At 40.5% G+C, this 21,023-nt stretch carries 20 protein-coding genes, 15 tRNA genes and 2 rRNA genes; 28 read left to right on the top strand and 9 right to left on the bottom strand.

Annotation, left to right across the window (positions count from 1 at the left end; all coding sequences use genetic code 11):
• From ACFSY7_RS02045 to ACFSY7_RS01960, 18 genes are all read left to right on the top strand, one after another.
• Nucleotides 1-101: ribosomal RNA gene (locus ACFSY7_RS02045) — 23S ribosomal RNA — on the top strand; the annotation flags it as partial.
• Between the two features lie 119 nt (nt 102-220).
• Nucleotides 221-336: ribosomal RNA gene (gene rrf / locus ACFSY7_RS02040) — 5S ribosomal RNA — on the top strand.
• 20 nt (nt 337-356) lie between these two features.
• Nucleotides 357-433: transfer RNA gene (locus tag ACFSY7_RS02035), tRNA-Asn, on the top strand.
• A gap of 15 nt (nt 434-448) precedes the next feature.
• Nucleotides 449-540: transfer RNA gene (locus tag ACFSY7_RS02030), tRNA-Ser, on the top strand.
• A gap of 57 nt (nt 541-597) precedes the next feature.
• Nucleotides 598-672: transfer RNA gene (locus tag ACFSY7_RS02025), tRNA-Glu, on the top strand.
• A 4-nt stretch (nt 673-676) separates the two neighbouring features.
• Nucleotides 677-752: transfer RNA gene (locus ACFSY7_RS02020), tRNA-Val, on the top strand.
• A 19-nt stretch (nt 753-771) separates the two neighbouring features.
• Nucleotides 772-846 (top strand) — tRNA-Met (locus ACFSY7_RS02015).
• A gap of 2 nt (nt 847-848) precedes the next feature.
• Nucleotides 849-925, top strand: a tRNA-Asp gene (locus ACFSY7_RS02010).
• 18 nt (nt 926-943) lie between these two features.
• Nucleotides 944-1,019, top strand: a tRNA-Phe gene (locus tag ACFSY7_RS02005).
• A 3-nt stretch (nt 1,020-1,022) separates the two neighbouring features.
• Nucleotides 1,023-1,095 (top strand) — tRNA-Thr (locus ACFSY7_RS02000).
• Nucleotides 1,096-1,102: 7 nt separating this feature from the next.
• A tRNA-Tyr gene (locus ACFSY7_RS01995) sits at nt 1,103-1,186 on the top strand.
• Nucleotides 1,187-1,191: 5 nt separating this feature from the next.
• Nucleotides 1,192-1,265, top strand: a tRNA-Trp gene (locus tag ACFSY7_RS01990).
• Between the two features lie 67 nt (nt 1,266-1,332).
• Nucleotides 1,333-1,408, top strand: a tRNA-His gene (locus tag ACFSY7_RS01985).
• A 4-nt stretch (nt 1,409-1,412) separates the two neighbouring features.
• A tRNA-Gln gene (locus tag ACFSY7_RS01980) sits at nt 1,413-1,487 on the top strand.
• A 3-nt stretch (nt 1,488-1,490) separates the two neighbouring features.
• Nucleotides 1,491-1,565: transfer RNA gene (locus ACFSY7_RS01975), tRNA-Gly, on the top strand.
• Nucleotides 1,566-1,584: 19 nt separating this feature from the next.
• Nucleotides 1,585-1,658: transfer RNA gene (locus ACFSY7_RS01970), tRNA-Cys, on the top strand.
• A 29-nt stretch (nt 1,659-1,687) separates the two neighbouring features.
• Nucleotides 1,688-1,769: transfer RNA gene (locus ACFSY7_RS01965), tRNA-Leu, on the top strand.
• Nucleotides 1,770-1,913: 144 nt separating this feature from the next.
• Complete coding sequence (locus ACFSY7_RS01960; protein ID WP_380146615.1) at nt 1,914-3,305, top strand: GGDEF domain-containing protein; 1,392 nt, start codon at nt 1,914-1,916, stop codon at nt 3,303-3,305.
• A gap of 37 nt (nt 3,306-3,342) precedes the next feature.
• Here the strand turns inward: ACFSY7_RS01960 and ACFSY7_RS01955 are convergent, their stop codons facing one another.
• The gene (locus tag ACFSY7_RS01955; RefSeq protein WP_380146614.1) at nt 3,343-4,023 is read right to left on the bottom strand and encodes a gamma-glutamyl-gamma-aminobutyrate hydrolase family protein; all 681 of its coding nucleotides are present in this window, start codon (nt 4,021-4,023) and stop codon (nt 3,343-3,345) included.
• A 121-nt stretch (nt 4,024-4,144) separates the two neighbouring features.
• Here ACFSY7_RS01955 and ACFSY7_RS01950 point away from each other — a divergent pair, with 121 nt between their 5' ends.
• The 3 genes from ACFSY7_RS01950 to ACFSY7_RS01940 all read left to right on the top strand — a co-directional run bounded on the left by ACFSY7_RS01950 (nt 4,145) and on the right by ACFSY7_RS01940 (nt 7,259).
• Complete coding sequence (locus ACFSY7_RS01950) at nt 4,145-5,065, top strand: S66 peptidase family protein (protein WP_380146613.1); 921 nt, start codon at nt 4,145-4,147, stop codon at nt 5,063-5,065.
• A gap of 212 nt (nt 5,066-5,277) precedes the next feature.
• On the top strand, nt 5,278-6,366 hold the full coding sequence (locus ACFSY7_RS01945) for a mandelate racemase/muconate lactonizing enzyme family protein (RefSeq protein ID WP_380146612.1): 1,089 nt from the start codon (nt 5,278-5,280) through the stop codon (nt 6,364-6,366).
• Nucleotides 6,354-7,259 (top strand): C40 family peptidase, encoded by a 906-nt coding sequence (locus tag ACFSY7_RS01940; protein WP_126991184.1) that lies wholly within the window; start codon nt 6,354-6,356, stop codon nt 7,257-7,259. Before ACFSY7_RS01945 ends, ACFSY7_RS01940 begins: the two co-directional genes overlap by 13 nt.
• 215 nt (nt 7,260-7,474) lie before the next feature.
• Here ACFSY7_RS01940 and ACFSY7_RS01935 read toward each other — a convergent pair whose 3' ends face one another.
• The gene (locus ACFSY7_RS01935) at nt 7,475-7,987 is read right to left on the bottom strand and encodes a hypothetical protein (protein WP_126991185.1); all 513 of its coding nucleotides are present in this window, start codon (nt 7,985-7,987) and stop codon (nt 7,475-7,477) included.
• Nucleotides 7,988-7,998: 11 nt separating this feature from the next.
• The gene (locus ACFSY7_RS01930) at nt 7,999-8,688 is read right to left on the bottom strand and encodes a B3/B4 domain-containing protein (RefSeq protein ID WP_126991186.1); all 690 of its coding nucleotides are present in this window, start codon (nt 8,686-8,688) and stop codon (nt 7,999-8,001) included.
• A gap of 59 nt (nt 8,689-8,747) precedes the next feature.
• Between ACFSY7_RS01930 and queG the strand changes: the two genes are divergently transcribed.
• The 3 genes from queG to ACFSY7_RS01915 all read left to right on the top strand — a co-directional run bounded on the left by queG (nt 8,748) and on the right by ACFSY7_RS01915 (nt 10,592).
• Nucleotides 8,748-9,881: a tRNA epoxyqueuosine(34) reductase QueG gene (queG, locus tag ACFSY7_RS01925; RefSeq protein ID WP_380146611.1), complete on the top strand. Its 1,134-nt coding sequence runs from the start codon at nt 8,748-8,750 to the stop codon at nt 9,879-9,881.
• 15 nt (nt 9,882-9,896) lie between these two features.
• Complete coding sequence (trmL, locus tag ACFSY7_RS01920; protein WP_126991188.1) at nt 9,897-10,373, top strand: tRNA (uridine(34)/cytosine(34)/5-carboxymethylaminomethyluridine(34)-2'-O)-methyltransferase TrmL; 477 nt, start codon at nt 9,897-9,899, stop codon at nt 10,371-10,373.
• 84 nt (nt 10,374-10,457) lie between these two features.
• Entirely contained in the window at nt 10,458-10,592 is a 135-nt protein-coding gene (locus ACFSY7_RS01915) for a hypothetical protein (protein ID WP_255411574.1), read from the top strand.
• A 35-nt stretch (nt 10,593-10,627) separates the two neighbouring features.
• Here ACFSY7_RS01915 and ACFSY7_RS01910 read toward each other — a convergent pair whose 3' ends face one another.
• Together ACFSY7_RS01910 and ACFSY7_RS01905 are read right to left on the bottom strand one after the other, a co-directional pair.
• Nucleotides 10,628-11,029: a hypothetical protein gene (locus ACFSY7_RS01910; protein WP_380146610.1), complete on the bottom strand. Its 402-nt coding sequence runs from the start codon at nt 11,027-11,029 to the stop codon at nt 10,628-10,630.
• Between the two features lie 88 nt (nt 11,030-11,117).
• Nucleotides 11,118-12,422: an NCS2 family permease gene (locus ACFSY7_RS01905; RefSeq protein WP_380146609.1), complete on the bottom strand. Its 1,305-nt coding sequence runs from the start codon at nt 12,420-12,422 to the stop codon at nt 11,118-11,120.
• A 160-nt stretch (nt 12,423-12,582) separates the two neighbouring features.
• Between ACFSY7_RS01905 and ACFSY7_RS01900 the strand changes: the two genes are divergently transcribed.
• Nucleotides 12,583-13,431 carry an aldo/keto reductase gene (locus ACFSY7_RS01900; protein ID WP_139995418.1) on the top strand — a complete coding sequence of 283 codons (849 nt, stop codon included), beginning with the start codon at nt 12,583-12,585 and terminating at the stop codon, nt 13,429-13,431.
• Between the two features lie 46 nt (nt 13,432-13,477).
• Here ACFSY7_RS01900 and ACFSY7_RS01895 read toward each other — a convergent pair whose 3' ends face one another.
• The 3 genes from ACFSY7_RS01895 to ACFSY7_RS01885 form a co-directional block, all read right to left on the bottom strand.
• Complete coding sequence (locus ACFSY7_RS01895) at nt 13,478-14,155, bottom strand: DUF554 domain-containing protein (protein ID WP_380146608.1); 678 nt, start codon at nt 14,153-14,155, stop codon at nt 13,478-13,480.
• A 660-nt stretch (nt 14,156-14,815) separates the two neighbouring features.
• Complete coding sequence (locus tag ACFSY7_RS01890) at nt 14,816-15,388, bottom strand: thioredoxin family protein (protein WP_380146607.1); 573 nt, start codon at nt 15,386-15,388, stop codon at nt 14,816-14,818.
• Nucleotides 15,389-15,391: 3 nt separating this feature from the next.
• Nucleotides 15,392-15,820 (bottom strand): disulfide oxidoreductase, encoded by a 429-nt coding sequence (locus tag ACFSY7_RS01885; RefSeq protein ID WP_139995424.1) that lies wholly within the window; start codon nt 15,818-15,820, stop codon nt 15,392-15,394.
• 132 nt (nt 15,821-15,952) lie between these two features.
• On the opposite strand from ACFSY7_RS01885, the gene ACFSY7_RS01880 reads away from it, so the two are divergent.
• The 3 genes from ACFSY7_RS01880 (at nt 15,953) to ACFSY7_RS01870 (ending at nt 19,408) form a co-directional block, all read left to right on the top strand.
• Nucleotides 15,953-17,500, top strand: a complete 1,548-nt coding sequence (locus ACFSY7_RS01880; protein WP_380146606.1) for a GNAT family N-acetyltransferase — start codon at nt 15,953-15,955, stop codon at nt 17,498-17,500.
• Nucleotides 17,501-17,627: 127 nt separating this feature from the next.
• A complete protein-coding gene (locus ACFSY7_RS01875; protein ID WP_126991196.1) occupies nt 17,628-18,743 on the top strand; it encodes a GAF domain-containing sensor histidine kinase in 1,116 nt (371 codons plus the stop codon).
• A 14-nt stretch (nt 18,744-18,757) separates the two neighbouring features.
• Nucleotides 18,758-19,408, top strand: a complete 651-nt coding sequence (locus ACFSY7_RS01870) for a response regulator transcription factor (protein WP_126991197.1) — start codon at nt 18,758-18,760, stop codon at nt 19,406-19,408.
• Between the two features lie 36 nt (nt 19,409-19,444).
• On the opposite strand, the gene ACFSY7_RS01865 is transcribed toward ACFSY7_RS01870, so the two are convergent.
• Entirely contained in the window at nt 19,445-20,770 is a 1,326-nt protein-coding gene (locus ACFSY7_RS01865) for a hemolysin family protein (RefSeq protein WP_139995620.1), read from the bottom strand.
• Nucleotides 20,771-21,023: the final 253 nt, after the last annotated feature.

The following is a 21,023-nucleotide window of genomic DNA, read 5'->3' as shown; positions in this document are numbered from 1 at the left end:
GTAAGTAAGACCCCTGAAAGACGATCAGGTAGATAGGTTCGAGATGGAAGTGCAGCGATGTACGGAGTTGACGAATACTAATAGGTCGAGGACTTAACCAAATATTACTTTCATGTCACAGTTTATCCAGTTTTGAAAGAACAATTATTTTATCATAATAAAAAAGTGTTGACTTATTATTATTAAATGATATAATTATTTTTGTTCTTAAAGAAAATAGTCTAGTGATGATGGCAAAGAGGTCACACCTGTTCCCATGCCGAACACAGAAGTTAAGCTCTTTAGCGTCGATGGTAGTTGGGGGTTTCCCCCTGCGAGAGTAGAACGTCGCTAGGCTGTAATTCTTTTTTTACTATTCCGCTGTAGCTCAGTTGGTAGCAGCATCTGACTGTTAATCAGAGGGTCACAGGTTCGAGTCCTGTCAGCGGAGCCATTTTTATGATATCTCGGAGAGTTGTCCGAGTGGCCGAAGGAGCACGATTGGAAATCGTGTAGGCGGGTACACCTGTCTCAAGGGTTCAAATCCCTTACTCTCCGCCATATTCTTCACGACACTCAGAACTTATTTATATATAGAAATTCAAAGATTTCTCTGATGGCCCCTTGGTCAAGCGGTTAAGACACCGCCCTTTCACGGCGGTAACACGGGTTCGAATCCCGTAGGGGTCACCATTTTGGAGGATTAGCTCAGCTGGGAGAGCACCTGCCTTACAAGCAGGGGGTCGGCGGTTCGATCCCGTCATCCTCCACCATTTAAATTAATATCATTATCGCGGGGTGGAGCAGTGGTAGCTCGTCGGGCTCATAACCCGAAGGTCGCAGGTTCAAATCCTGTCCCCGCAACCAATGGTCCGGTAGTTCAGCTGGTTAGAATGCCTGCCTGTCACGCAGGAGGTCGCGGGTTCGAGTCCCGTCCGGACCGCCATTTTAAAAATTTAATTGTGGGTTTGTAGCTCAGTTGGTAGAGCATTAGATTGAAGCTCTAAGTGTCGGCGGTTCGATTCCGTCCAAACCCACCATTTGCCGGTGTAGCTCAGTTGGTAGAGCAACTGACTTGTAATCAGTAGGTCGAGGGTTCGACTCCTTTCGCCGGCATATATTTGGAGGGGTAGCGAAGAGGCTAAACGCGGCGGACTGTAAATCCGCTCCTTCGGGTTCGGCAGTTCGAATCTGCCCCCCTCCACCATTTATAGGGGCATAGTTCAACGGTAGAATAGAGGTCTCCAAAACCTTTGGTGTGGGTTCGATTCCTACTGCCCCTGCCAATTTAATTAAACCTATAACGTTTAGGTGATTGTTTGACAGTCACCGAGACAAACATATAATGTAATGGCGATTGTGGTGAAGTGGTTAACACACCGGATTGTGGTTCCGGCATTCGTGGGTTCGATTCCCATCAGTCGCCCCATTATTGGGGTATAGCCAAGCGGTAAGGCAACGGATTTTGATTCCGTCATGCCCAGGTTCGAATCCTGGTACCCCAGCCATATGCGGAAGTAGTTCAGTGGTAGAACATCACCTTGCCAAGGTGGGGGTCGCGAGTTCGAACCTCGTCTTCCGCTCCAATTTTATATTTTTAATGATGGCGGCATAGCCAAGTGGTAAGGCACAGGTCTGCAACACCTCTACCACCGGTTCGAATCCGGTTGCCGCCTCCATTTTTTTATTTAATTTAACTTTTATATATGCCGGTGTGGCGGAATTGGCAGACGCGCACGACTCAAAATCGTGTTCCGTAAGGAGTGTCGGTTCGACCCCGACCACCGGTATCAAGGTTTATATAGACTCTAATCCATTGTGATTAGAGTCTTTTTTTGTCGATATTTTCGTATCTATTCCAAATGAATGGTTTGATGAGACCAAAATTTGGTAAAATAGATATAAGTTAAAAGTCGTGTGTAAGGAGATTTTAAATGGAAAAATTATTTACACTTGAAGAGCAACAGCGTAAATTTTTATTAGCACAACAATCTTTTAAAGATGGAGACTATCATATAGCAGAACCTTTGTTTCGTTTAGTTATTGAAAGCGCATTTCAACACGAGGACTATGATATGTATGTATCTGCGATGGTATGGTTAGAGCGTATTTTAATTAATACGAGCCGTATGTCTGAGGTATATCCATATATTATTTTAGTTAATCCGTTAATTGAAAAATATGGCTATGAAGAAATTAAAGAACGGCATGAGTTAAGTTGTATTATCTTCAATGCATATAATCGTATAGGACAGCCACAAGAAGCATATAAAAAATTATTGCAGGAAGTATCCCAAAAGCAATATACTGATTTGACATGTGCTGTTGCAAATAATTTAATGTATCATTTTGTAGATACAGGTGAATATCAGGAAGGGCTGCGTTTATATTATCAAATGCGTCCACTTTACGAAAAAAATAATAGTATTAGTCGAATGGCACGCTATATGTTTTGGATTTATTCGTTTGAACTTTTATATTTAAATAAAGATTATGAGGAATGCCAGCGTATTTTAATATGGCTAAAAGAACGCGACATCATCGTTGATAGCTTTTATTTTATGTATCCAATATGCCAGGCGCTATTAGAAATGCGTATGGGATCAATTGATCAAGCACTTATTTATTTTGATGATGGACTAGCTCAAACTGTGGATTTAATGTCAATAAAGTTTGAATTAAACTTAGTAATTGACGTATTAAAAGAAAATGAACGCTATAAGGATGTTATTAAATATCAATCGATTTTAATTGATTTACTAAATGAACATTATGATTTTGAAAATAGTAGTGAACGTACAACCATTATTCAAAATTTTTCACGTCAATTTTATGAATCTCAATTGTATGTCGACCAACTAACAAAAGTACAAAATCGTAATTTTTATGAAGATTTATTAAAGAAGCAACAACAAGTAAAGAATTATACATTGTTTGTACTCGATATCGACCGTTTTAAATTAATCAATGGTACGTATGGCCATGCGGTAGGTGATGAGGCGATTAAATTTGTAGCCGATCGATTAAAAAGTTGGAATCCTAAACATGATATTTCAATTGTGCGCTATGGTGGTGATGAGTTTATTGGACTTATTCCATATGGCTATGAAGTGGTGGAAGAAGATATTAAGGAGCTGCATAAAAAACTGATGCAAACACCTTTTAAGGTAGCCGATATTGAAACGTTTTCATTATCAGTTAGTATAGGGGTCGCATATACTGCAGGACGTTATCAATTAATTGATCAGCTATTTCGTGTGGCAGATGCAGCTATCTATGAAGCAAAGGTAAATCGCGGACAGGTTGTTGTAAAATCAATCGAATAAAAAGAGGAAATCGTATTTGATACGACTTCCTCTTTTTTTAATGACAGGCATTCACAAAAGCCGTAAATAGGCGTTTTGAAGCTTCATCATTAAGCTCTTCAGGATGCCATTGTACACCAATGCAAAATGGATGATTTGCGTGCTCAATAGCTTCAATGACATGATCATTGGTGGTGGCGCTAATAGTTAAGGTAGACGCAACATCCTTTACTGACTGATGATGGAATGAATTGGTCATAATCGATTCAGCTTCAACAATTGTTGAAAGTTTTGTCTCTCTTACAATGTTTACGGAATGAATTTGTGTCGCACGGCCGGCAGCTTGTTTATGCTGAATGGCTTGTGGTAATTGACGCGGAATATCTTGATAAAGTGTGCCACCTAGCGCGATATTTAAAATTTGCTCCCCGCGACAAATTGCGAGAAGAGGAAGCGTATGTTTGATGGCTGCCTGAACTACTGCAATATCGCTGTTATCGCGTGCTACATCAACATGACCCAGTCCAGGAAGTGGATCCTCGTTAAAAAACTTCGGGTGAATATCGTCGCCACCAATAACAAGCAACCCGTCTAGTCGTGATAGTACGTCGTCAATAGGCGTATTGTTTGGAATACAAAGCGGAATCCCGCCTGCTTCTAAAATAGATGTAATATAGCGATTATTAATTTGCTGCGTCCCTTTAGCAGGTTGCATCGTAACACCGATAATTGGCTTCATTTTGTCATCCTCCATTTCCTTTTTTTAACTATAGCTTAATACTAAGAGGAAAAAAAGTGTCAGAAAGTCGCTTTTTTGATACAGTTAAAAGGGAAGTAAACGATAAAAGGAGTTTTCATTCATGAGAACAAGACCAGCACATTTACAAGAGGGCGATTTAGTAGGAATCGTCGCTTTGTCATCACCACCTAATATGGATAATTTAACGCGTGGCCTACAGTATTTAGAGGAGCTTGGCTTACGTTATATTTTAGGAGAAAGCGTACAAAAGCATGTGCATTATTTAGCGGGTTCAGACCGTGATCGTGCACGTGATTTTGAAGCAATGATTGAAGATCCAGAGGTGAAAGCCATTTTCTGCGCAAGCGGTGGCTACGGGGCTGCGCGTGTCGCAGATAAAATCGACTATATGCTATTAGAAGAAAATCCGAAAATTTTCTGGGGCTTCTCTGATAGCACGTTTTTACACACAGCTATCGGTCAGTTAAGTAATTTAGTAACATTTCATGGTCCAACGATTTCAAGCATTGGTCATGAAGGCTTACCAGAACGTACTAAAATGATGTTTAAGCAATTATTTGCACCAGCAGAGATTTACTACGATAAAAATATTTCGAAGCTAACAACGATTCATGGTGGTCGTGTCCGCGGTGAGCTTGTTGGTGGGAATTTAACACGTATCGTCAATGGTATCGGCACGAAGTTTGAGCTTGATACGAAGGGTAAAGTGCTATTAATTGAAGATATTGGCCTTGAGCCCGCGCAAATCGATGAGTTACTGAATCAATTAAAGCAATCGCGTAAACTAGAGCAAGCAGCCGGAATCATTATTGGTGACTTCACATTAGCAGAGCCACGCGATTATCAAGATTCACCATCTGTTGATGCGCTTTTTGATGAGTACTTTGCACATATTAATAAACCCGTTGTCAGCGGCTTTAAAATTGGCCATGATGCACTAAATGTTGGCTTACCACTAGGTGTCGATGTTATTTTAGATGCGGATGAAAAGTATTTAGCTGTTTTACCAGGTGTAGAATAATGACAGAGGCTTTGACATACGTGTAAAACAAATACTCCTATGAGCATAAGAAAAACCGGAATCGCGCTGGGGCGCGGTTTCGGTTTTTTCGTTGCGAACACTAAAAAAGAAAAATAAAGTGTTTTGTCCAAGCCTCTTTTTCACGTCATGAATTTGTAAAATTCTAAAAATTAGGATACCCTTAGAGAAAGATGTGATAGGGGGATGGACGCGTGATTATTCAACAAATTAAAACATTTAAAAAAGCAGTACCGCTAAATAAGCCGTTTAAAACGGCACTTCGAACAGTGACGGTAGCGGAGGCGATTTATGTCGAGGTGACGCTTGATAACGGCATGAAGGGCTACGGCGAGGCACCGCCAACACATGTTGTGACAGGGGATTCAATGGCGAGCATTCAGTTTGCAATTGAGGAAGTTTTTGCGCCGCAATTAATCGGACAAGACTTACGCTATCACGATCATGTATTTAAACTTTTACATAAAGCAATGGTACGTAATACGAGTGCAAAGGCCGCAGTGGATATGGCACTTTATGATTTACTAGGAAAAGCCGCGAACATGCCACTGTATCAATTTTTAGGTGGCGCGCGAAGTGAATTAAAAACGGATTTTACGGTGAGTGTCAATGAACCAGCAGAAATGGCAGACGATGCACAGCGCTATGTGGAAAATGGCTTTGATGTGTTAAAAATCAAAGTCGGTATTGGGAGCCCTGAGGATGATATTCGTCGTATTCAAGCGATTCGCAAAGTTGTACCCGATGATGTCGTGTTACGCCTAGATGCCAATCAGGGCTGGTCAGCGAAGGATGCTGTCCGTATTATTGGGCGCATGGAAGATTTAGACCTTGGCATTGAATTAATCGAGCAGCCAGTACCTGCACATGACATCGACGGTTTAGCCTATGTGACAAATCATACACGGACGCCAATTATGGCAGATGAGAGTATTTTTTCACTGTACGACGCACGTCGCATTATCGAAGGACGCGCAGCGGATATGTTTAATATTAAGCTGATGAAAGCGGGTGGCATTTACGAGGCGCTAAAAATTAATGCACTCGCACAGAGCTATGATATGACTTGCATGGTCGGTAGTATGATTGAGACGAAGCTTGGCGTAACCGCAGCTGCTCATTTTGCGGCAAGTCAGTCGAATATTTTATATTATGACTTTGATGCACCACTTATGTTAAAAGAAGAAACGGTCGATGGAGGCATCGTATACGATGGTAGCCGAGTGACCTTTACAGATGCACCAGGACTAGGAATTGGGGGAATCAAATCATGTCAACATTAGCAATCGTCAACGTACCCGTCGCAACACTATGGACAGCACCAGGTAAAGCCCGCGAACTAGATGCAGAGGCATTAACCAATCCACAAACATTAAATAAATGGCTAGAAAAATTACCGAAGCCAGAGCGTCTTGATTTATGTGATGGGAATCGCATTCAATCACAGGTGCTATATGGTGAATACGTTTTAATTGATGAGGAGCAGGATGGCTGGGCAAAAGTTTGTGTCGTACATCAAAAGAGTGACAAGGATGACCGTGGCTACCCAGGGTATATTCCAGTAGCACAGCTACAGGAGGCAACGGTGCAAACGAGTGAGCGCTATGTCATCGTAACAGCACCACGCGCACAGCTTTGGCAGCATGGTAAGCCAACCATTGTCGTGTCATTTAATACGATGCTACCGTATGTCGTAGAGGATGATAAGCATTTCACCGTTGAAACGCCACATGGTCTGCAGCAAATTTTAAAAGCACAATCGACCGTAACGGCATCCAATGCAGTGGGAAATCCTGGCACGATGGCACAAGCTGTACAGCATGGTCTCGCATTTTTAGACCTACCGTATTTATGGGGTGGGATGAGTTCATATGGCTATGACTGTTCAGGATTTACTTATCAAATGGCGCGCTCTGTCGGTATTTTAATGTCACGCGATGCTGATGAGCAGGCGAAAGAGGGGAAGGAAGTGAATCACCTAGATCGTTCTGAGTGGCAAGTAGGAGATGTTGTTTTCTTCTCAGATGAACCAGGTGTAAAACCGGTGCGTCACGTCGCTTTCTACTTTGGAGATGGTCAAATTCTTCATTCCCACTCAACAGGACTGCCGGTTGAAATTCTCGCACTTGAAGGTTCTAAGTTAGATAAAGAAGTATGCGCAGTGCGTCGCTTCTAATAAAAAAGGATGGCTACTCCAAAGCGGAGTGCCATCCTTTTTTTCATTGGACTGCTGAAAAGATTACACAAATTGTAAACATGCCCATGTCCTCGGTTGGTTAGTGGTCATTGGTCACGTTGTAACTGGGAAAGAGTTATTGGTTTGCATAGTCACCTAGAAAGGTTTGAAAAGCAGTCACAATGCCTCGACAAGGAGTCTCACCTTATCGAAGATTAGAAATATTTATCCTCATCAAAATCAAGCTCGATTTGATAGTTTTTCGCATTTACTGAATTTGATAATTTATGAGCATTACGCTCGAAAGTTAGTGCCTTCACACGGTATTCCTCTGGGTCAAATAACGCCACTGTATAAATCGGAAGTTCGTCGCTCATATAATCAAGCTCACGTTTTTCAGCGTGCGATAAATTTTTATAAATTTCAGCATGAGCTCGGAACTGGGTTGCGAGCTCAATCGCCTCTACAAGCTTTAATGCCTTCCCGTCAAAGTTAATCGTATGATAGCTGTTCGCCTCATAAATTAAACGGTCAAGTGTACGATTGTCTGCACGTACGTCTAGTAGCTCCGCATCAACGACTTCAAGTGCGCGCGCTGGCTTTTCAGGTGCCGCATCGCCTTCTACTTTCGTATAAGCAACACGATACATTTCAAGCTCAAGCTCTTGAATACGTTTGCGTAAAATACTCTTCAATTTTACTGCCTCTGCTAATGTGATATTTGCCATTTTAAGTCCCCCTATACAGTAGTGGATGCATGGTCCGCATCCAAAACGGTCTTTTCATATTCCCCACCGTTAATTTGCGTAAACATATGTCCAGCCGCCGTTAATAGCTTATCTGCCTCTTCTGTCGACATAGATGGACGTAAATAAAAGATTTGTAAGACGTCCGTTGCGTGCTCATTCACTGCAGTACGTGCAGAATCGACGTATGGGCTACCAAATGCTCCTGTCGCATCTTTTGCGTAAGCAATCGCATCAAGTGTCGTGAACCGGCCGTTAAGTGCGTCATAGCCCGTTTCTTTCGTTCCTAGTGCTACCGTAATAGCACCGTCTAATTTTGCCACGTCGTAGCTACCGACAGGAATTTCATATTGTAGCGAGAAGAAATTATTTAAATCCACTACTGAATTGACTGGTTGTAAATAATCACCTTTTGCAATGCGGCGTAACATTGCTTCTGTCGAATGACGATAGCGGCTAGGACTTGCGCCAAGTTTTTTCCAGACGTCTCGCCATTCACTAACACCAGCGCGCTCTGTCACAGGGGCATCTTGTAAGTCAAAGTACAAGCTTTCCTGATATAATCTTGTACGTCCGAGAATCATTTGAGGCGATTCTCCCGCTGTAATTTTGGTATAATGTATAATGCCGATTTTAAATTCGGGAATAATTGTCGTTAACGAAGAATCTAAATGAATATGCATCGGATCACCTTTTTCCACGTATTTTATGAAATTGTAACATAGAAGGAGTACACGACGAAATGAATGTACTTACATTACAGCAGGAGCTACGCGATTTTGCGGCATCCATTGGGGTCGATAAAATTGGTTTTACGACGGCTGCACCGTTCGTCGATTTAAAGCATTTGCTGAAGCAACAGCAGGAATTAAACTATCAGTCAGGTTTTGAGGAAGAAAATATTGAGTTACGTACAGAGCCGACGTTACTACTAGAAGAAGCCGCGAGCATTATTGCGATTGCGGTAGCGTATCCATCCCGTATGGAAAATGCACCAACAGGGAAAAAAGGCGCTCGTCGTGGTATTTTTTGCCGCGCTTCATGGGGAACAGATTATCATACCGTTTTACGCGAGAAGTTGAAGGAAATTGAAGGCTTTTTAGTTGAGCGCGTGCCAGGCATTAAATTTCGCTCGATGGTCGATACGGGTGAGCTTGTAGACCGTGCAGTCGCAGAGCGCGCAGGGATTGGTTGGAGCGGTAAAAACTGCTCGATTATCACGCCAGAATTTGGTTCGTATGTCTATCTCGGTGAAATGATTACGAATATTCCCTTTGCGCCAGACGAAGCAATTGAGGACCAATGCGGTGAGTGTACGCTGTGCATCGATGTCTGCCCAACAGGTGCTATCGTGCAGGGCGGCCAGCTTGATTCCAATCGCTGCGTCGCATTTCAGACGCAAACGAAGGGCTTTTTACCAGATGAATTCCGTGAGAAAATCGGAAATCGAATTTATGGCTGTGATACGTGTCAGACAGTTTGTCCAAAAAATAAGGGCAAGAAAAACTGGCTACATGCGGCCTTTGAGCCAGAGCCAGAGCTTGCGAAGCCACTTCTAGCACCATTATTATCAATGACGAATAAGGAATTTAAATCGCAGTTTGGACATATGTCTGGCTCATGGCGTGGCAAAAAGCCGATTCAGCGTAATGCGATTATTGCACTCGCGCATTTCAAGGAAGAAGATGCTATGCCACAACTCATTGACCTATTAACAAAAGATGAACGTCCGATGATTCGAGGAACTGCAGCCTGGGCAATCGGTAAAATTGCTGCAGCAGAAGCAGAAGAAGTGTTGCTGGCTGCATTACAGCTTGAGCAAGACCCAGATGTGTTAAATGAAATCGACAAAGGCTTAACTTTGTTAAAAAATTAGAAGGAAGTTAGAAAAATGTCTTTAAATATTGTATTATACCAACCAGAAATTCCTGCCAATACAGGAAATATTGCACGTACATGTGCCGCTACAAATGTAAGCCTACATTTAATTCGTCCATTAGGCTTTTCAACAGATGATAAAATGCTAAAACGTGCAGGCCTTGATTATTGGTCAAGCGTCGACATTACGTACTATGATAATGTCGAAGAGTTTTTTGAAAAAACAGCAGGTGGCATGCATTACTTTATCGAAACATTCGGTACGAAAATGTATTCAGAGTTTGATTATTCAAATGTAGAAGAAGACATTTACTTCATGTTTGGTAAAGAAACAACCGGTATTCCACGCGAATTAATCGCTGAACGTACGGATATGTGCCTACGTATTCCACAAAGTGAAAATGTTCGTTCAATGAACTTATCTAATACCGCTGCAATCGTTATTTTCGAAGCATTACGTCAACGTGATTTCCCAAATATGATTAAATAAAATGGTAGAGCCTCGCATTTGTGGGGCTTTTTTTATACTTGAAATGGGTATAGATAAGTAAATACGTTTGAGGGGGAATGTCGCATGAAAGAGCGTGAAAGTGGCAATATGGCGAATGACATGGAAGAAGTTGAAGAACTAGGAAAACAAATGGAACAGGTGAGTGAGCAGGCGGAGGAAGCACGCGAGGAAGGCTTGCAGCAAGATCCTGCACAATAAAAAGGGAGACGCCCGGATATGGGTGCCTCCTTTTTTTATGGTTTAAGTGCGGTGATTAAAGCCTCACAAGTCGTTTGGTCAATTTCATAATATGTATCAGGGTCACTGCCAATACTAAGGTAGCCCTCTTTATAAACAGTAACTAATTCAGAGCCACCAGAGCCACCAAGTTTAAAGGATGTACCAGATGTTACATCCGGGTTGCGTAATACTTTCTTTGCTTCTACCATTTTTAAGAGCGTAAGAATGGTATCCGACTGCTTTGTAGATACCGTATTGATTTTATCGTCATTTGTTAGCACATGAGAGACCTTCACTTTTGAAAAATTGATATCTGATAAAATATCTTTTTCAAAGGAGATGGTTTTTGGCATAAACACGCTATAGGCAATAGCCGCAATTAAAATGACCGCTAGTAACAGTATAATTTTCTTCATTACTACACCTCCTTTATTTTCCATATTACCATAAAAAAGAAGGATTCCTGTTTTTGTAATAGGAATCCTTCTTTAAATGTTTAATATCTTATAAAAATACTAATTGGACAATGAATAATATAGCGAATAAGTAAAGTAGTGGGTGAACTTTTTTCCATTCACCTTTTGCGATTTTTAAGATTGGGTAGGCAATGAAACCAAATGCGATACCTGTAGAAATACTAGATGTTAAAGGCATGATTAACATTACTAGGAATACTGGTAATGTTTCGTCCATTGATGACCAGTCAACATCTTTAATTGAGCTAATCATTAACGCACCAACGATAACTAATACAGGAGACGTAATAGCAGCAACGTCTGAAACAGCACCTACTAATGGACCGAAGAGTGAGGCAACGATGAATAAAACAGCAACGGTTACAGCTGTAAGACCCGTACGGCCACCAGCAGCAACACCAGCAGAAGATTCAACGAACGCAGCATTTGGGCTTGTACCAAACATTGCACCAACTGTTGTAGCGATTGAGTCACCTAATAATGCTTTACGCGCACGAGGCAACTTGCCATCTTCTTTTAATAAGCCAGCTTGTTTTGCGACACCGACCATTGTACCTGTTGTATCAAATAATGTAACTAAGATGAATGAGAATACAACACCATATAGGCTGTATTCGATAATTTCACCAAATACTTCAATTGGGTTCCACATTAAAATACCTTCTGGTAAATGTGGTGCTGCAATAATTTTCTCTGGCATGTGTAACATACCTGTGAAGTACGCGATAATACCTGTTACGAGCATACCGACGAAAATCGCGCCCGGCACACGGCGTACCATTAAAATAACGGTAAATAATAAGCCAAAGAATGTTAATAAGACGCTAGGAGATGTTAAGTCACCTAATGTAAGTAGGTTCGTGTCTTTACTTGCGATAATAACGCCTGCAGAGCGAAGACCTAAGAATGCGATAAATAAACCGATACCTGCTGTAATTGAATATTTTAAGTTGTTTGGAATAGCATCGATTAATTTTTCACGGAACGGTGTTAATGAAAGAATAACGAAAATAATACCGGCTACAAAGACAGAAGCGAATGCCGTCATATAGCTGATTTCGCCTTTTGATGCAAGCACGACAGAGAATGTAAAGAAGGCATTTAACCCCATACCTGGTGCGATTGCGATTGGATAGTTGGCAACAAGCCCCATCCATAATGTACCGATAACAGTTGAAATAATTGTTGCAATAAATACTTGATCACTTGGAACGCCAGCTTGTGCTAAAATCGCTGGGTTAATGATGATGATATATACCATTGTTAAGAATGTTGTAATCCCTGCAAAGACTTCACGCTTAACTGTTGTGTTATTTTTTTCTAATTGGAACAAGGGAAACTTCCTTTCTAAATACGAACATTAAAAAAGCCAAATATAATAATATTCGTTTATGACGTAAAAAGCAATGGGTTTAATTGTAATTTAAGTTTTCAGGCAATAATTCGCAAGTAATTAGAAGGATTCGCTATAATAAAAAAAAGGAGTGATGGAAATGTTCACAATTGATTCAACAAAAACATTAGTAAATGGCGTCGATATGCCGCGTTTTGGTCTAGGTGTCTATAAAATGACCGATAAGGACGAGGCAATCGAGGCGATGGTAACGGCGCTTCAGGCAGGATATCGCGCAATTGATACGGCTTCATTTTATGATAATGAGGTTGAAGTTGGCGAGGCTGTACGTCAATCCGGTGTGGCACGTGACAAAATTTTTATTACATCAAAGGTTTGGAACAATGACCAGGGATACGATGAAACGCTGCGTGCATTTGAAGTATCGTTGAAAAATTTAAATATGGATTATATGGATTTATATTTAACCCATTGGCCAAAGCCGGACACGTATAAGGACACATATCGTGCGATTGAGCGTTTATATGATGAAAAGCTTATTCGTGCAACAGGGGTATCAAATCATGAGGCACATAATTTGGAGGCATTATTTGCGCAAGCGAATGTACAGCCCATGGTCAATCAAATCGAATGCCATCCATACTTATCACAAAAAGCATTACAGCAATTTTGCGCCGAGCATCAAATTGCAGTGACAGCATGGTCGCCACTTGGTCGCGGGCGGGCACTACAGGATCCAACGATTTTAAACATAGCAGCGCGCTACAATAAATCAGCGGCGCAAATTGTGATTCGCTGGCATCTACAAAATGACACACTGATCATTCCAAAATCGGTGACACCAAGTCGCATTCGTGCCAACGCGGAGGTATTTGATTTTGAATTAACTAAAGAAGATATGGCATTAATGGATTCACTTAATAAAGATGAGCGTACAGGGAATCATCCAGATTTATTCCCATACGATGACCCAAAATACAATCGTTAACGAAAAAACACTTCCATGAGTTAGGCGGAAGTGTTTTTTGTATAGATTAGAAAAAATGCGTGATAATAAAAAATAAGGGCGGTACGAGTAGGGCAGGAAGCATATTGAGCGATTTAAAACTTTTAATGCCGAGAATACTAAGGCCAGAAGCTAAAATCAAAATTCCGCCAATAATTGAAATCTCCGTCAGTAAATGTGCTGACATGAAATCGTTTAAATAAATAGCTAATAAATAAAATGAGCCTTGCCATACAAATAGTACAACTGCCGCAAAGGCAATGCCAATACCAAATGTAGAGGCCAAAACAATCGATGTTACAAAATCTAAAATAGCATTCGTAAATAAATATGTATAGTCACCATGAAGTGCGCTATTAATCGGTCCTAAAATCGATAAGGTTCCAATGCAAAACAGTAAAATGGCGGTTGATAACCCCTTCGCTAAATCACTTTTTGAAAATTTACCGACAAGCTTATTAAACTGTGTTTCAATATCAATCATTTCGCCAATGAGTCCACCGATTGCGAGGCTTACGATAAATAGTACAGGAAAATCGCTCTTTGGCATATACTGTACAATCGCATTAATACCGAGTGCCACTGCCGCAAAGCCCATTGCCTGCATCAAAATCTCCTGATAGCGTTCCTTGATACCTTTTTTCAGAAAACTTCCTATTAAACTTCCGACAATAATCGTCAAACAGTTAAAAATCGTTCCAATCATCCAATCCCTCCAATTCGTTTAGTATAACAAAAAAGAGACAGGGACTCCTAGCTCTATTCAATTAGCGGCTTGCAACAGAAAAAGAAGAAATCACGCTAGAAAATGAGATAAAGAAAAAGACATGTTCCTTCAATTGAATTTGACGGACGCTTTCCTTTAGCATGGCGGAAGCCTCCTCGTTCGCAAGCTCACTGTGGGGTCTTTCGCTCATGCTATTCTCCTAGGAGTCGCCGTCAAATTCTTTTTTCACCATCTTTTTTTGTATGCAACTAGGATTTGATTTTACCGAAATTCGAGTATAGTCGTTGAGCTATTATTGAACGATTTGAATGACAACATCATTTGTTGTTCTCAAAAATAATCAAGATAGCCTTTTTCACTGACGTTCTTTTATTAGACATGTTCATGGTAACGCTTTGTTCTTTGGCTGTTCACTAAGATACTACTTTAAAGGATGCCTTTCTCTTTCCCACTTCATACATTGATAAGTCTTTAATTCGATACACAGCTATCATTTCGTTCACTGGTATGGTTGCCCGCTTTATCTTAATGGCTTTCAATTTTGTTCCGTGTGAATACGCGTGTTTTTGCTCAACAAAAAAACACCTCCAACGATTTTTCTCATTGAAAGTGTCCTTTTCTTTTTAGGTCAGTTTATTTTTATGAATTTTCCATTGTTTTGAAAAATTCAGTGAAACCTTCAGCTGTTTGTTCGCCGATGACACGTCCAACTTCTTTGCCGTCTTTAAAGTAGACAAGTGTTGGTGTGGCATTGATCGCGTAGTCTGTCCAGCCTTCTTCAAACTCTAAAACATTGTATTGATAAATATGCACATCCGCTTTATCCGCTGCAGGCATTAGGATTGGTGTTGTTGCCACGCAGTGAGAGCAAGTTGGGCTGAAGAAGTATGCGAATGTTTCTTTCCCCGCATCGATTCGTTTCTTTAAATCATCCGGCAAGATGATGTTTTGATAATTTTTATCGTCTAATTGATCGATTGTTGCTTGTGTTTTCGGTTTGTAGTCACCATATAAGCCATGTGTATCGGTATCACCTGTTGCTTTTTCGCCAGTTGTTTGGTTAGCGGCACTCGTTGAATTTTCAATTTTTGCTTCGTTTTGCGATTTGTTAATGAAGTAAATCGCTGTAAAACCAAGTACAACAACAATTGCGATGATTAATAAAAGCGTTAGGCGATTGTCTTTTTTCTGTGCGGTTGTTTTTTTCGCCATGAGTTAGTGTGCTCCTTTTTTCAGTTGTTTTAACATGTAAAAACTTGTAACCGCAATTAAAATAAAAGCGGTTAACGATAGGAATGGAATCGTAATGAAGCCAAGCCAGTTAATATATTGACCAGTGCAAGGGACAAGTCCGCAAGAAGCGGCATTATCCTGTAAGTATGGAATCTTTTGTATACCATAGTGATAGAGCGCAATACAGACACCGATTACGGAAAAAATTGCGCTTGTGGTCGCAATTTTTACATTGCGTTGTATGTATGCGATACCCAAAATTAGTACAAGTGGATACATAAAAATTCGTTGGAACCAACAAAATTTACAAGGCTCATATAGTTGCACCTCAGAAAAGTACAGTGAACCGAGCGTCGCAACTAGTGAAACGGTCCACATAAATAGTAGTGCATTTTCGAGTTTTCGTTGCATGAAAATTCTCCTAATTTTAGTCTATTTCTTACTCGATTATAGTGGGATTAGCGTCATAAGTAAAATAATTTTTCCCTTTTGTTTTAGAGTAGTAGAATAAGGGTACGCCTTGATTATGAAAGGGGACTAACCATGTCAGAACAATTAGACGTATCACAATTTGAAAAAAACCTAGTCATTCGCAAAATGCAGCGTACAGACTTTGATGAAATTTTAGAAATCCAACGCAAATCTTTTCCAGGAATGGACCCGTGGGAACTATCACATTTAAATAGCCATTTAGATATTTTCCCAGAAGGCCAAATCGTCGCAGAATTAGACGGTAAAGTCATTGCATCATGCTCAAGCTTAATTATTAACTTTGATGAATATGATGACCGCGCTACCTGGTCAGATTTAACAAATGATGGCTATATTACAAACCACAATCCAAACGGCTATAATTTATACGGTATCGAGGTAATGGTAGACCCAGCCTACCGCCGTATGAAAATTGGTCAACGTTTATATGACGCGCGAAAAGATTTAGCGCGTGAGCATAACTTGAAATCAATAATTATTGGTGGCCGTATTCCAAACTACCATAAGCATATCGATGAAATGACACCACGCGAATATGTGGATGCCGTATCTCGTCATAAAGTATATGATCCAGTATTAACATTCCAAATTAAAAATGGATTTACACTAATGCGTGTAAATCCAAACTATTTACCAGATGATGTGGCTTCTGCAAAATACGCGACATTGATGGAGTGGAATAATGTTGATTATTTACCACGTACAAAACGTCACTATAAAACGAGCTACCCAGTACGTATTTGTGCTGTCCAATATATGATGCGTAAAATTTCAAGCTTTGAAGAATTTGCACACCAATGTGAATATTTCGTTGATGTAGCCAGTGATGCAAGCTCGGACTTTGTCGTATTCCCAGAGATTTTCACGACCCAATTAATGAGCTTTATGAACGAAAAATCGCCAAGCTTAGCCGTGCGCCGCCTAACGGAATATACGGAGCAATATTTAGAGCTATTTACAAACTTAGCGATTCGCTACAATGTCAATATCATCGGCGGCTCTCACTTCGTTAAAGAGGAAGACGATGAAATTTACAATATCGCCTACTTATTCCGCCGTGATGGCACAATTGAAAAGCAATATAAAGTGCATATCACACCAAATGAACGTAAATGGTGGGGGATTTCAAGTGGCGATAAAGTCCGTGTCTTTGATACAGACTGCGGTAAAATCGCCATCCAAATTTGTTACGATATTGAGTTTCCAGAAATGGCACGTATCGCAACCGATAAAGGTGCAAATATTATTTTCACACCATTCTGTACAGATGATCGCCAAGGCTATTTACGTGTACGTTATTGCGCACAGGCACGCGCCATTGAAAACCAAATTTATACAGTCATTGCCGGAACAGTCGGCAACTTACCACAAACAGAAAATATGGATATTCAATATGCGCAGTCAGGGATTTTTGCACCTTCTGACTTTGAATTTGCTCGCGATGGTATTGTCGGTGAAACAAGTCCAAACTTAGAAATGGTGTTAATCGGCGATGTCGATTTAGAAATTCTACGTCGTAAACGCCAAGATGGTACAGTAGCGCACTTAAAAGACCGTCGCCATGATGTGTATTCATTACACTATACAAAAGAAGATTAAGTTGTACTAAAAAGAACCGTACCTCGTGTGCGGTTCTTTTTTCATTCAAAAGTATGAGGGACTCGTGATACAAACTACTCGCAATAAACGGTACAATAGAAGTAAGTAAACGATTAGGGGGCATTTTATGCAGCCGACAGATCATTCAAATATTAGCTTATTAAAAGAAATTGCAGAGCTATTAAACGAAGAAACCGAATTACAGCCGATGCTACAAGGCGCGCTGCGTAAATTATTAGCAGGTACACGCTTTGAAACAGGATGGATTTTCTTTATTAATGGCCGCGGAAAACATGAGATGATTGCACATGAAAATTTACCAGAAGCATTAGCGCATGATAATTGTCGTTACTTATGTAAGGGCGGCTGCTGGTGCTTATCGAAATTTCGTAATAATGAACTGGAGAAAGCGTCAAATATTATCGAATGTCAACGAATCGAAAGTGCCAATGCAGCAGATGTAGGCGATAATGCGGACATTACGCATCATGCAACCGTACCACTGCAGTCAGGACATGAACGCTTTGGCTTACTTAATGTAGCATCGCCTAATACGGTAAGCTTCTCAGATGATGATTTAGCATTACTTGAATCTGTGGCCTTTCAAATTGGTTCATCGATTAAACGGATTATGCTGACGAAGCAGGAGCAGGAAATGGCATTAGTGCAAGAACGTAACCGTTTAGCGCGTGACTTACATGACTCGGTCAATCAGCTACTATTCTCGGTGACACTGACATCACGTGCAGGCGTTGAGATGAGTGACGAGCCGATGGTGAAAGAAACATTTAAAGAAATTCAGGATTTAACACAAGAGGCCTTAACAGAAATGCGTGCACTCATTTGGCAACTACGCCCAAAAGGTTTAGAGAGTGGTATTTTGGAAGCTATTAAAGGCTATGCAGATATGCTAGGGATTCAATTGAAAGTGAATGTCACAGGTGTTGTGCAGTTGCCATCTAAAGTAGAAGAGGCATTATTCCGTTTAGCACAAGAAGCGCTGAATAATGTCCGTAAGCATTCGGGTGTGAAGGAGGCGGAGCTTTATATTACGCTGACGTCAACGGATGTTTTACTCGTTATTAAAGATGAGGGACGTGGCTTCCAATTACCAGACCGTGTCCAGCTACCATCATTAGGACTTCAAAGCATGCGTGACCGTACAACGTCATTAGGTGGCACGATTGATTGGGTAAGTGATATAGGAAAGGGTACGGAAATTTTAATTCGTATGCCATATTAGAGGGGGGATTTGTCATGATTCGTGTATTAATAGCAGATGACCATCATGTTGTACGCCGTGGCTTATTATTCTTTTTAAAAACGCAAAAGGATTTTGAAGTAGTCGGTGAAGCGGCAAATGGCAAAGAGGCCGTTGCATTAACAGCAGAGCTACAGCCTGATATTGTATTAATGGATTTAGTGATGCCTGAGATGGATGGTATTCAAGCAACGAAAAAAATTAAAGCGCAGTTTCCAGCAGTGCATGTGCTTATGCTAACGAGCTTTTCAGACCGTGACCATGTCGTGCCAGCGATTGAGGCAGGTGCGGCAGGGTATCAGTTAAAAGATATTGAGCCAGATGAGCTTGTAGAAACAATCCGCAAAATCATTGCAGGCGAAAATATTTTGCACCCAGATGCTAGTGAGCAACTAGAAGAAGCGGAAAAAGAAGAAGAAAATAGCCCCCATGTGAAACATCCACTAACACCGCGTGAACGTGATGTATTAGCAGAGCTTACAAAAGGGAAAAGCAATCGAGAAATTGCGTCCTCATTATTTGTGACAGAGAAGACGGTTAAAACGCATATTTCCAATATTTTTGCTAAGTTAGAAGTGCAAGACCGTACACAAGCAGCACTCTATGCTGTAAAACATAATTTAACAGAGCCAAGTGGCAAAGTATAAAAAAGAGCTGGAGATTATATCTCCAGCTCTTTCGTATTATTCGGCTGTTTCAACGTCCGACTCAAGTGGTTGTGCAGGGGCAAGTTTTGTCACTTCAAGATATAAAATATGATGTCCTTCTAGCTCTTTGACAACAAATTGATATCCTTGCTCGATAATCTTTTCACCTTTTACTGCATCAAAGTTTTTCGTCATGACCCAACCGCCAATTGTATCGATATCATCTTCTTCGATGTTAATGCCAAGAAAATCATTCACACTTTCTAGTAGCATTTTCGCATCAAGGATGTAATGACCTTCTTTTACTTTACGTACTTCAGGAATCTCATCTGTATCGAATTCATCGCGAATATCGCCGACAATTTCTTCGATAATATCTTCGATTGTTACTAAACCAGACGTACCACCGTACTCATCCATTAAGATGGCCATATGAATACGTTCACGTTGGATTTTAAGTAATAAATCGCCAATTGGTGTTGTTTCAAATACACGAATAATTGGTCGCATATACGTTGTCACAGGTTTTGGCCCGTTGACTTCTGGGTTTTTAATGTAGGCTGTTAATAATGATTTCATATTAACAAGACCCAGCACATGGTCTTTATCGCCGTCGATAACGGGGTAACGTGTGTATTGTTCTACACCGATTACTTCAAAGACCTCTTTCAATGTAAGGTCTTTATCGATACCGACGATTTCTGTACGAGGTACCATGACTTCTTTGGCAAGACGATCATCGAATTCGAAAATGCTATTTACATAGCGATATTCAGCTTGATTAATCTCGCCGCCCTTTAGACTATCCGATAATGTTAAACGAAGCTCTTCCTCAGACATTGCGCCTTCAGATTCGCCCATACCTTTTAAACCAAACATTGCTGCGACACCTCGTGCAGAAATATTTAATAATTTAATGAATGGGAACATAACATTATGGAAAATGATTAATGGTTTGGCCGTTGCAAGTGCAACAGATTCGGCTTTTTGAATGGCTAATGTTTTCGGTGCAAGTTCACCCATAACAACGTGAATATACGTCACGATTGAGAATGAGATGATGAATGACACTAATGTTAAGACAGCGCCGCTTTCTAAACCGATTAAGTGAAAGATAGGCTCGATAACTGCTGCTACGGCCTCTTCCCCTAACCAACCAATACCTAATGATGTAATCGTAATACCTAATTGGCAGGCGGATAAATATTCATCTAAATTATCGACTACTTTTTTAGCGTTTAACGCTCGTTTATTTCCTTCAGCTACCAGCTGATTTACTCGAGTAGCTCGCGTTCGTACGATAGCAAATTCAGTTGCTACGAAGAACGCGGAGATCGCGATTAAGACAGCAACTGCTGTCAACCGTATGGCTATGTCCAAAGACTTCCTTTGTCCTTAAAGCCCGAATGAGGGGAAGGACAAAGTGTACACCTCCTATAATAAAAAATTAGTTAATAGAAATAATATAGACCAGTTAGAATGATTTTTCAAATGTTCTCAACTAAATGAGCAAAAAGTTTGTTATATGATTAAAATAGTTTATTTATACGGAAAATTAAAAATATATTGACAATTTAATGGAAACGGCGTAGCATGAAAGGCAACTAATAAAAAG

This window comes from Kurthia populi, from assembly GCF_042686175.1.
GTDB classification, from domain to species: domain Bacteria; phylum Bacillota; class Bacilli; order Bacillales_A; family Planococcaceae; genus Kurthia; species Kurthia populi.
This window is presented reverse-complemented; position numbering and strand designations above follow the sequence as displayed.

Excerpts from the sequence above, each read along its gene's own strand:
- ACFSY7_RS01895 (WP_380146608.1), bottom strand. The coding sequence starts at position 14,155 with ATGATTGGAACGATTTTTAACTGTTTGACGATTATTGTCGGAAGTTTA.
- trmL (WP_126991188.1), top strand. The coding sequence starts at position 9,897 with ATGTCTTTAAATATTGTATTATACCAACCAGAAATTCCTGCCAATACA.
- ACFSY7_RS01880 (WP_380146606.1), top strand. The coding sequence starts at position 15,953 with ATGTCAGAACAATTAGACGTATCACAATTTGAAAAAAACCTAGTCATT.
- ACFSY7_RS01915 (WP_255411574.1), top strand. The coding sequence starts at position 10,458 with ATGAAAGAGCGTGAAAGTGGCAATATGGCGAATGACATGGAAGAAGTT.
- ACFSY7_RS01885 (WP_139995424.1), bottom strand. The coding sequence starts at position 15,820 with ATGCAACGAAAACTCGAAAATGCACTACTATTTATGTGGACCGTTTCA.
- ACFSY7_RS01910 (WP_380146610.1), bottom strand. The coding sequence starts at position 11,029 with ATGAAGAAAATTATACTGTTACTAGCGGTCATTTTAATTGCGGCTATT.
- ACFSY7_RS01960 (WP_380146615.1), top strand. The coding sequence starts at position 1,914 with ATGGAAAAATTATTTACACTTGAAGAGCAACAGCGTAAATTTTTATTA.
- ACFSY7_RS01935 (WP_126991185.1), bottom strand. The coding sequence starts at position 7,987 with ATGGCAAATATCACATTAGCAGAGGCAGTAAAATTGAAGAGTATTTTA.
- ACFSY7_RS01930 (WP_126991186.1), bottom strand. The coding sequence starts at position 8,688 with ATGCATATTCATTTAGATTCTTCGTTAACGACAATTATTCCCGAATTT.
- ACFSY7_RS01940 (WP_126991184.1), top strand. The coding sequence starts at position 6,354 with ATGTCAACATTAGCAATCGTCAACGTACCCGTCGCAACACTATGGACA.
- ACFSY7_RS01890 (WP_380146607.1), bottom strand. The coding sequence starts at position 15,388 with ATGGCGAAAAAAACAACCGCACAGAAAAAAGACAATCGCCTAACGCTT.
- ACFSY7_RS01900 (WP_139995418.1), top strand. The coding sequence starts at position 12,583 with ATGTTCACAATTGATTCAACAAAAACATTAGTAAATGGCGTCGATATG.
- ACFSY7_RS01955 (WP_380146614.1), bottom strand. The coding sequence starts at position 4,023 with ATGAAGCCAATTATCGGTGTTACGATGCAACCTGCTAAAGGGACGCAG.
- queG (WP_380146611.1), top strand. The coding sequence starts at position 8,748 with ATGAATGTACTTACATTACAGCAGGAGCTACGCGATTTTGCGGCATCC.
- ACFSY7_RS01950 (WP_380146613.1), top strand. The coding sequence starts at position 4,145 with ATGAGAACAAGACCAGCACATTTACAAGAGGGCGATTTAGTAGGAATC.
- ACFSY7_RS01870 (WP_126991197.1), top strand. The coding sequence starts at position 18,758 with ATGATTCGTGTATTAATAGCAGATGACCATCATGTTGTACGCCGTGGC.
- ACFSY7_RS01875 (WP_126991196.1), top strand. The coding sequence starts at position 17,628 with ATGCAGCCGACAGATCATTCAAATATTAGCTTATTAAAAGAAATTGCA.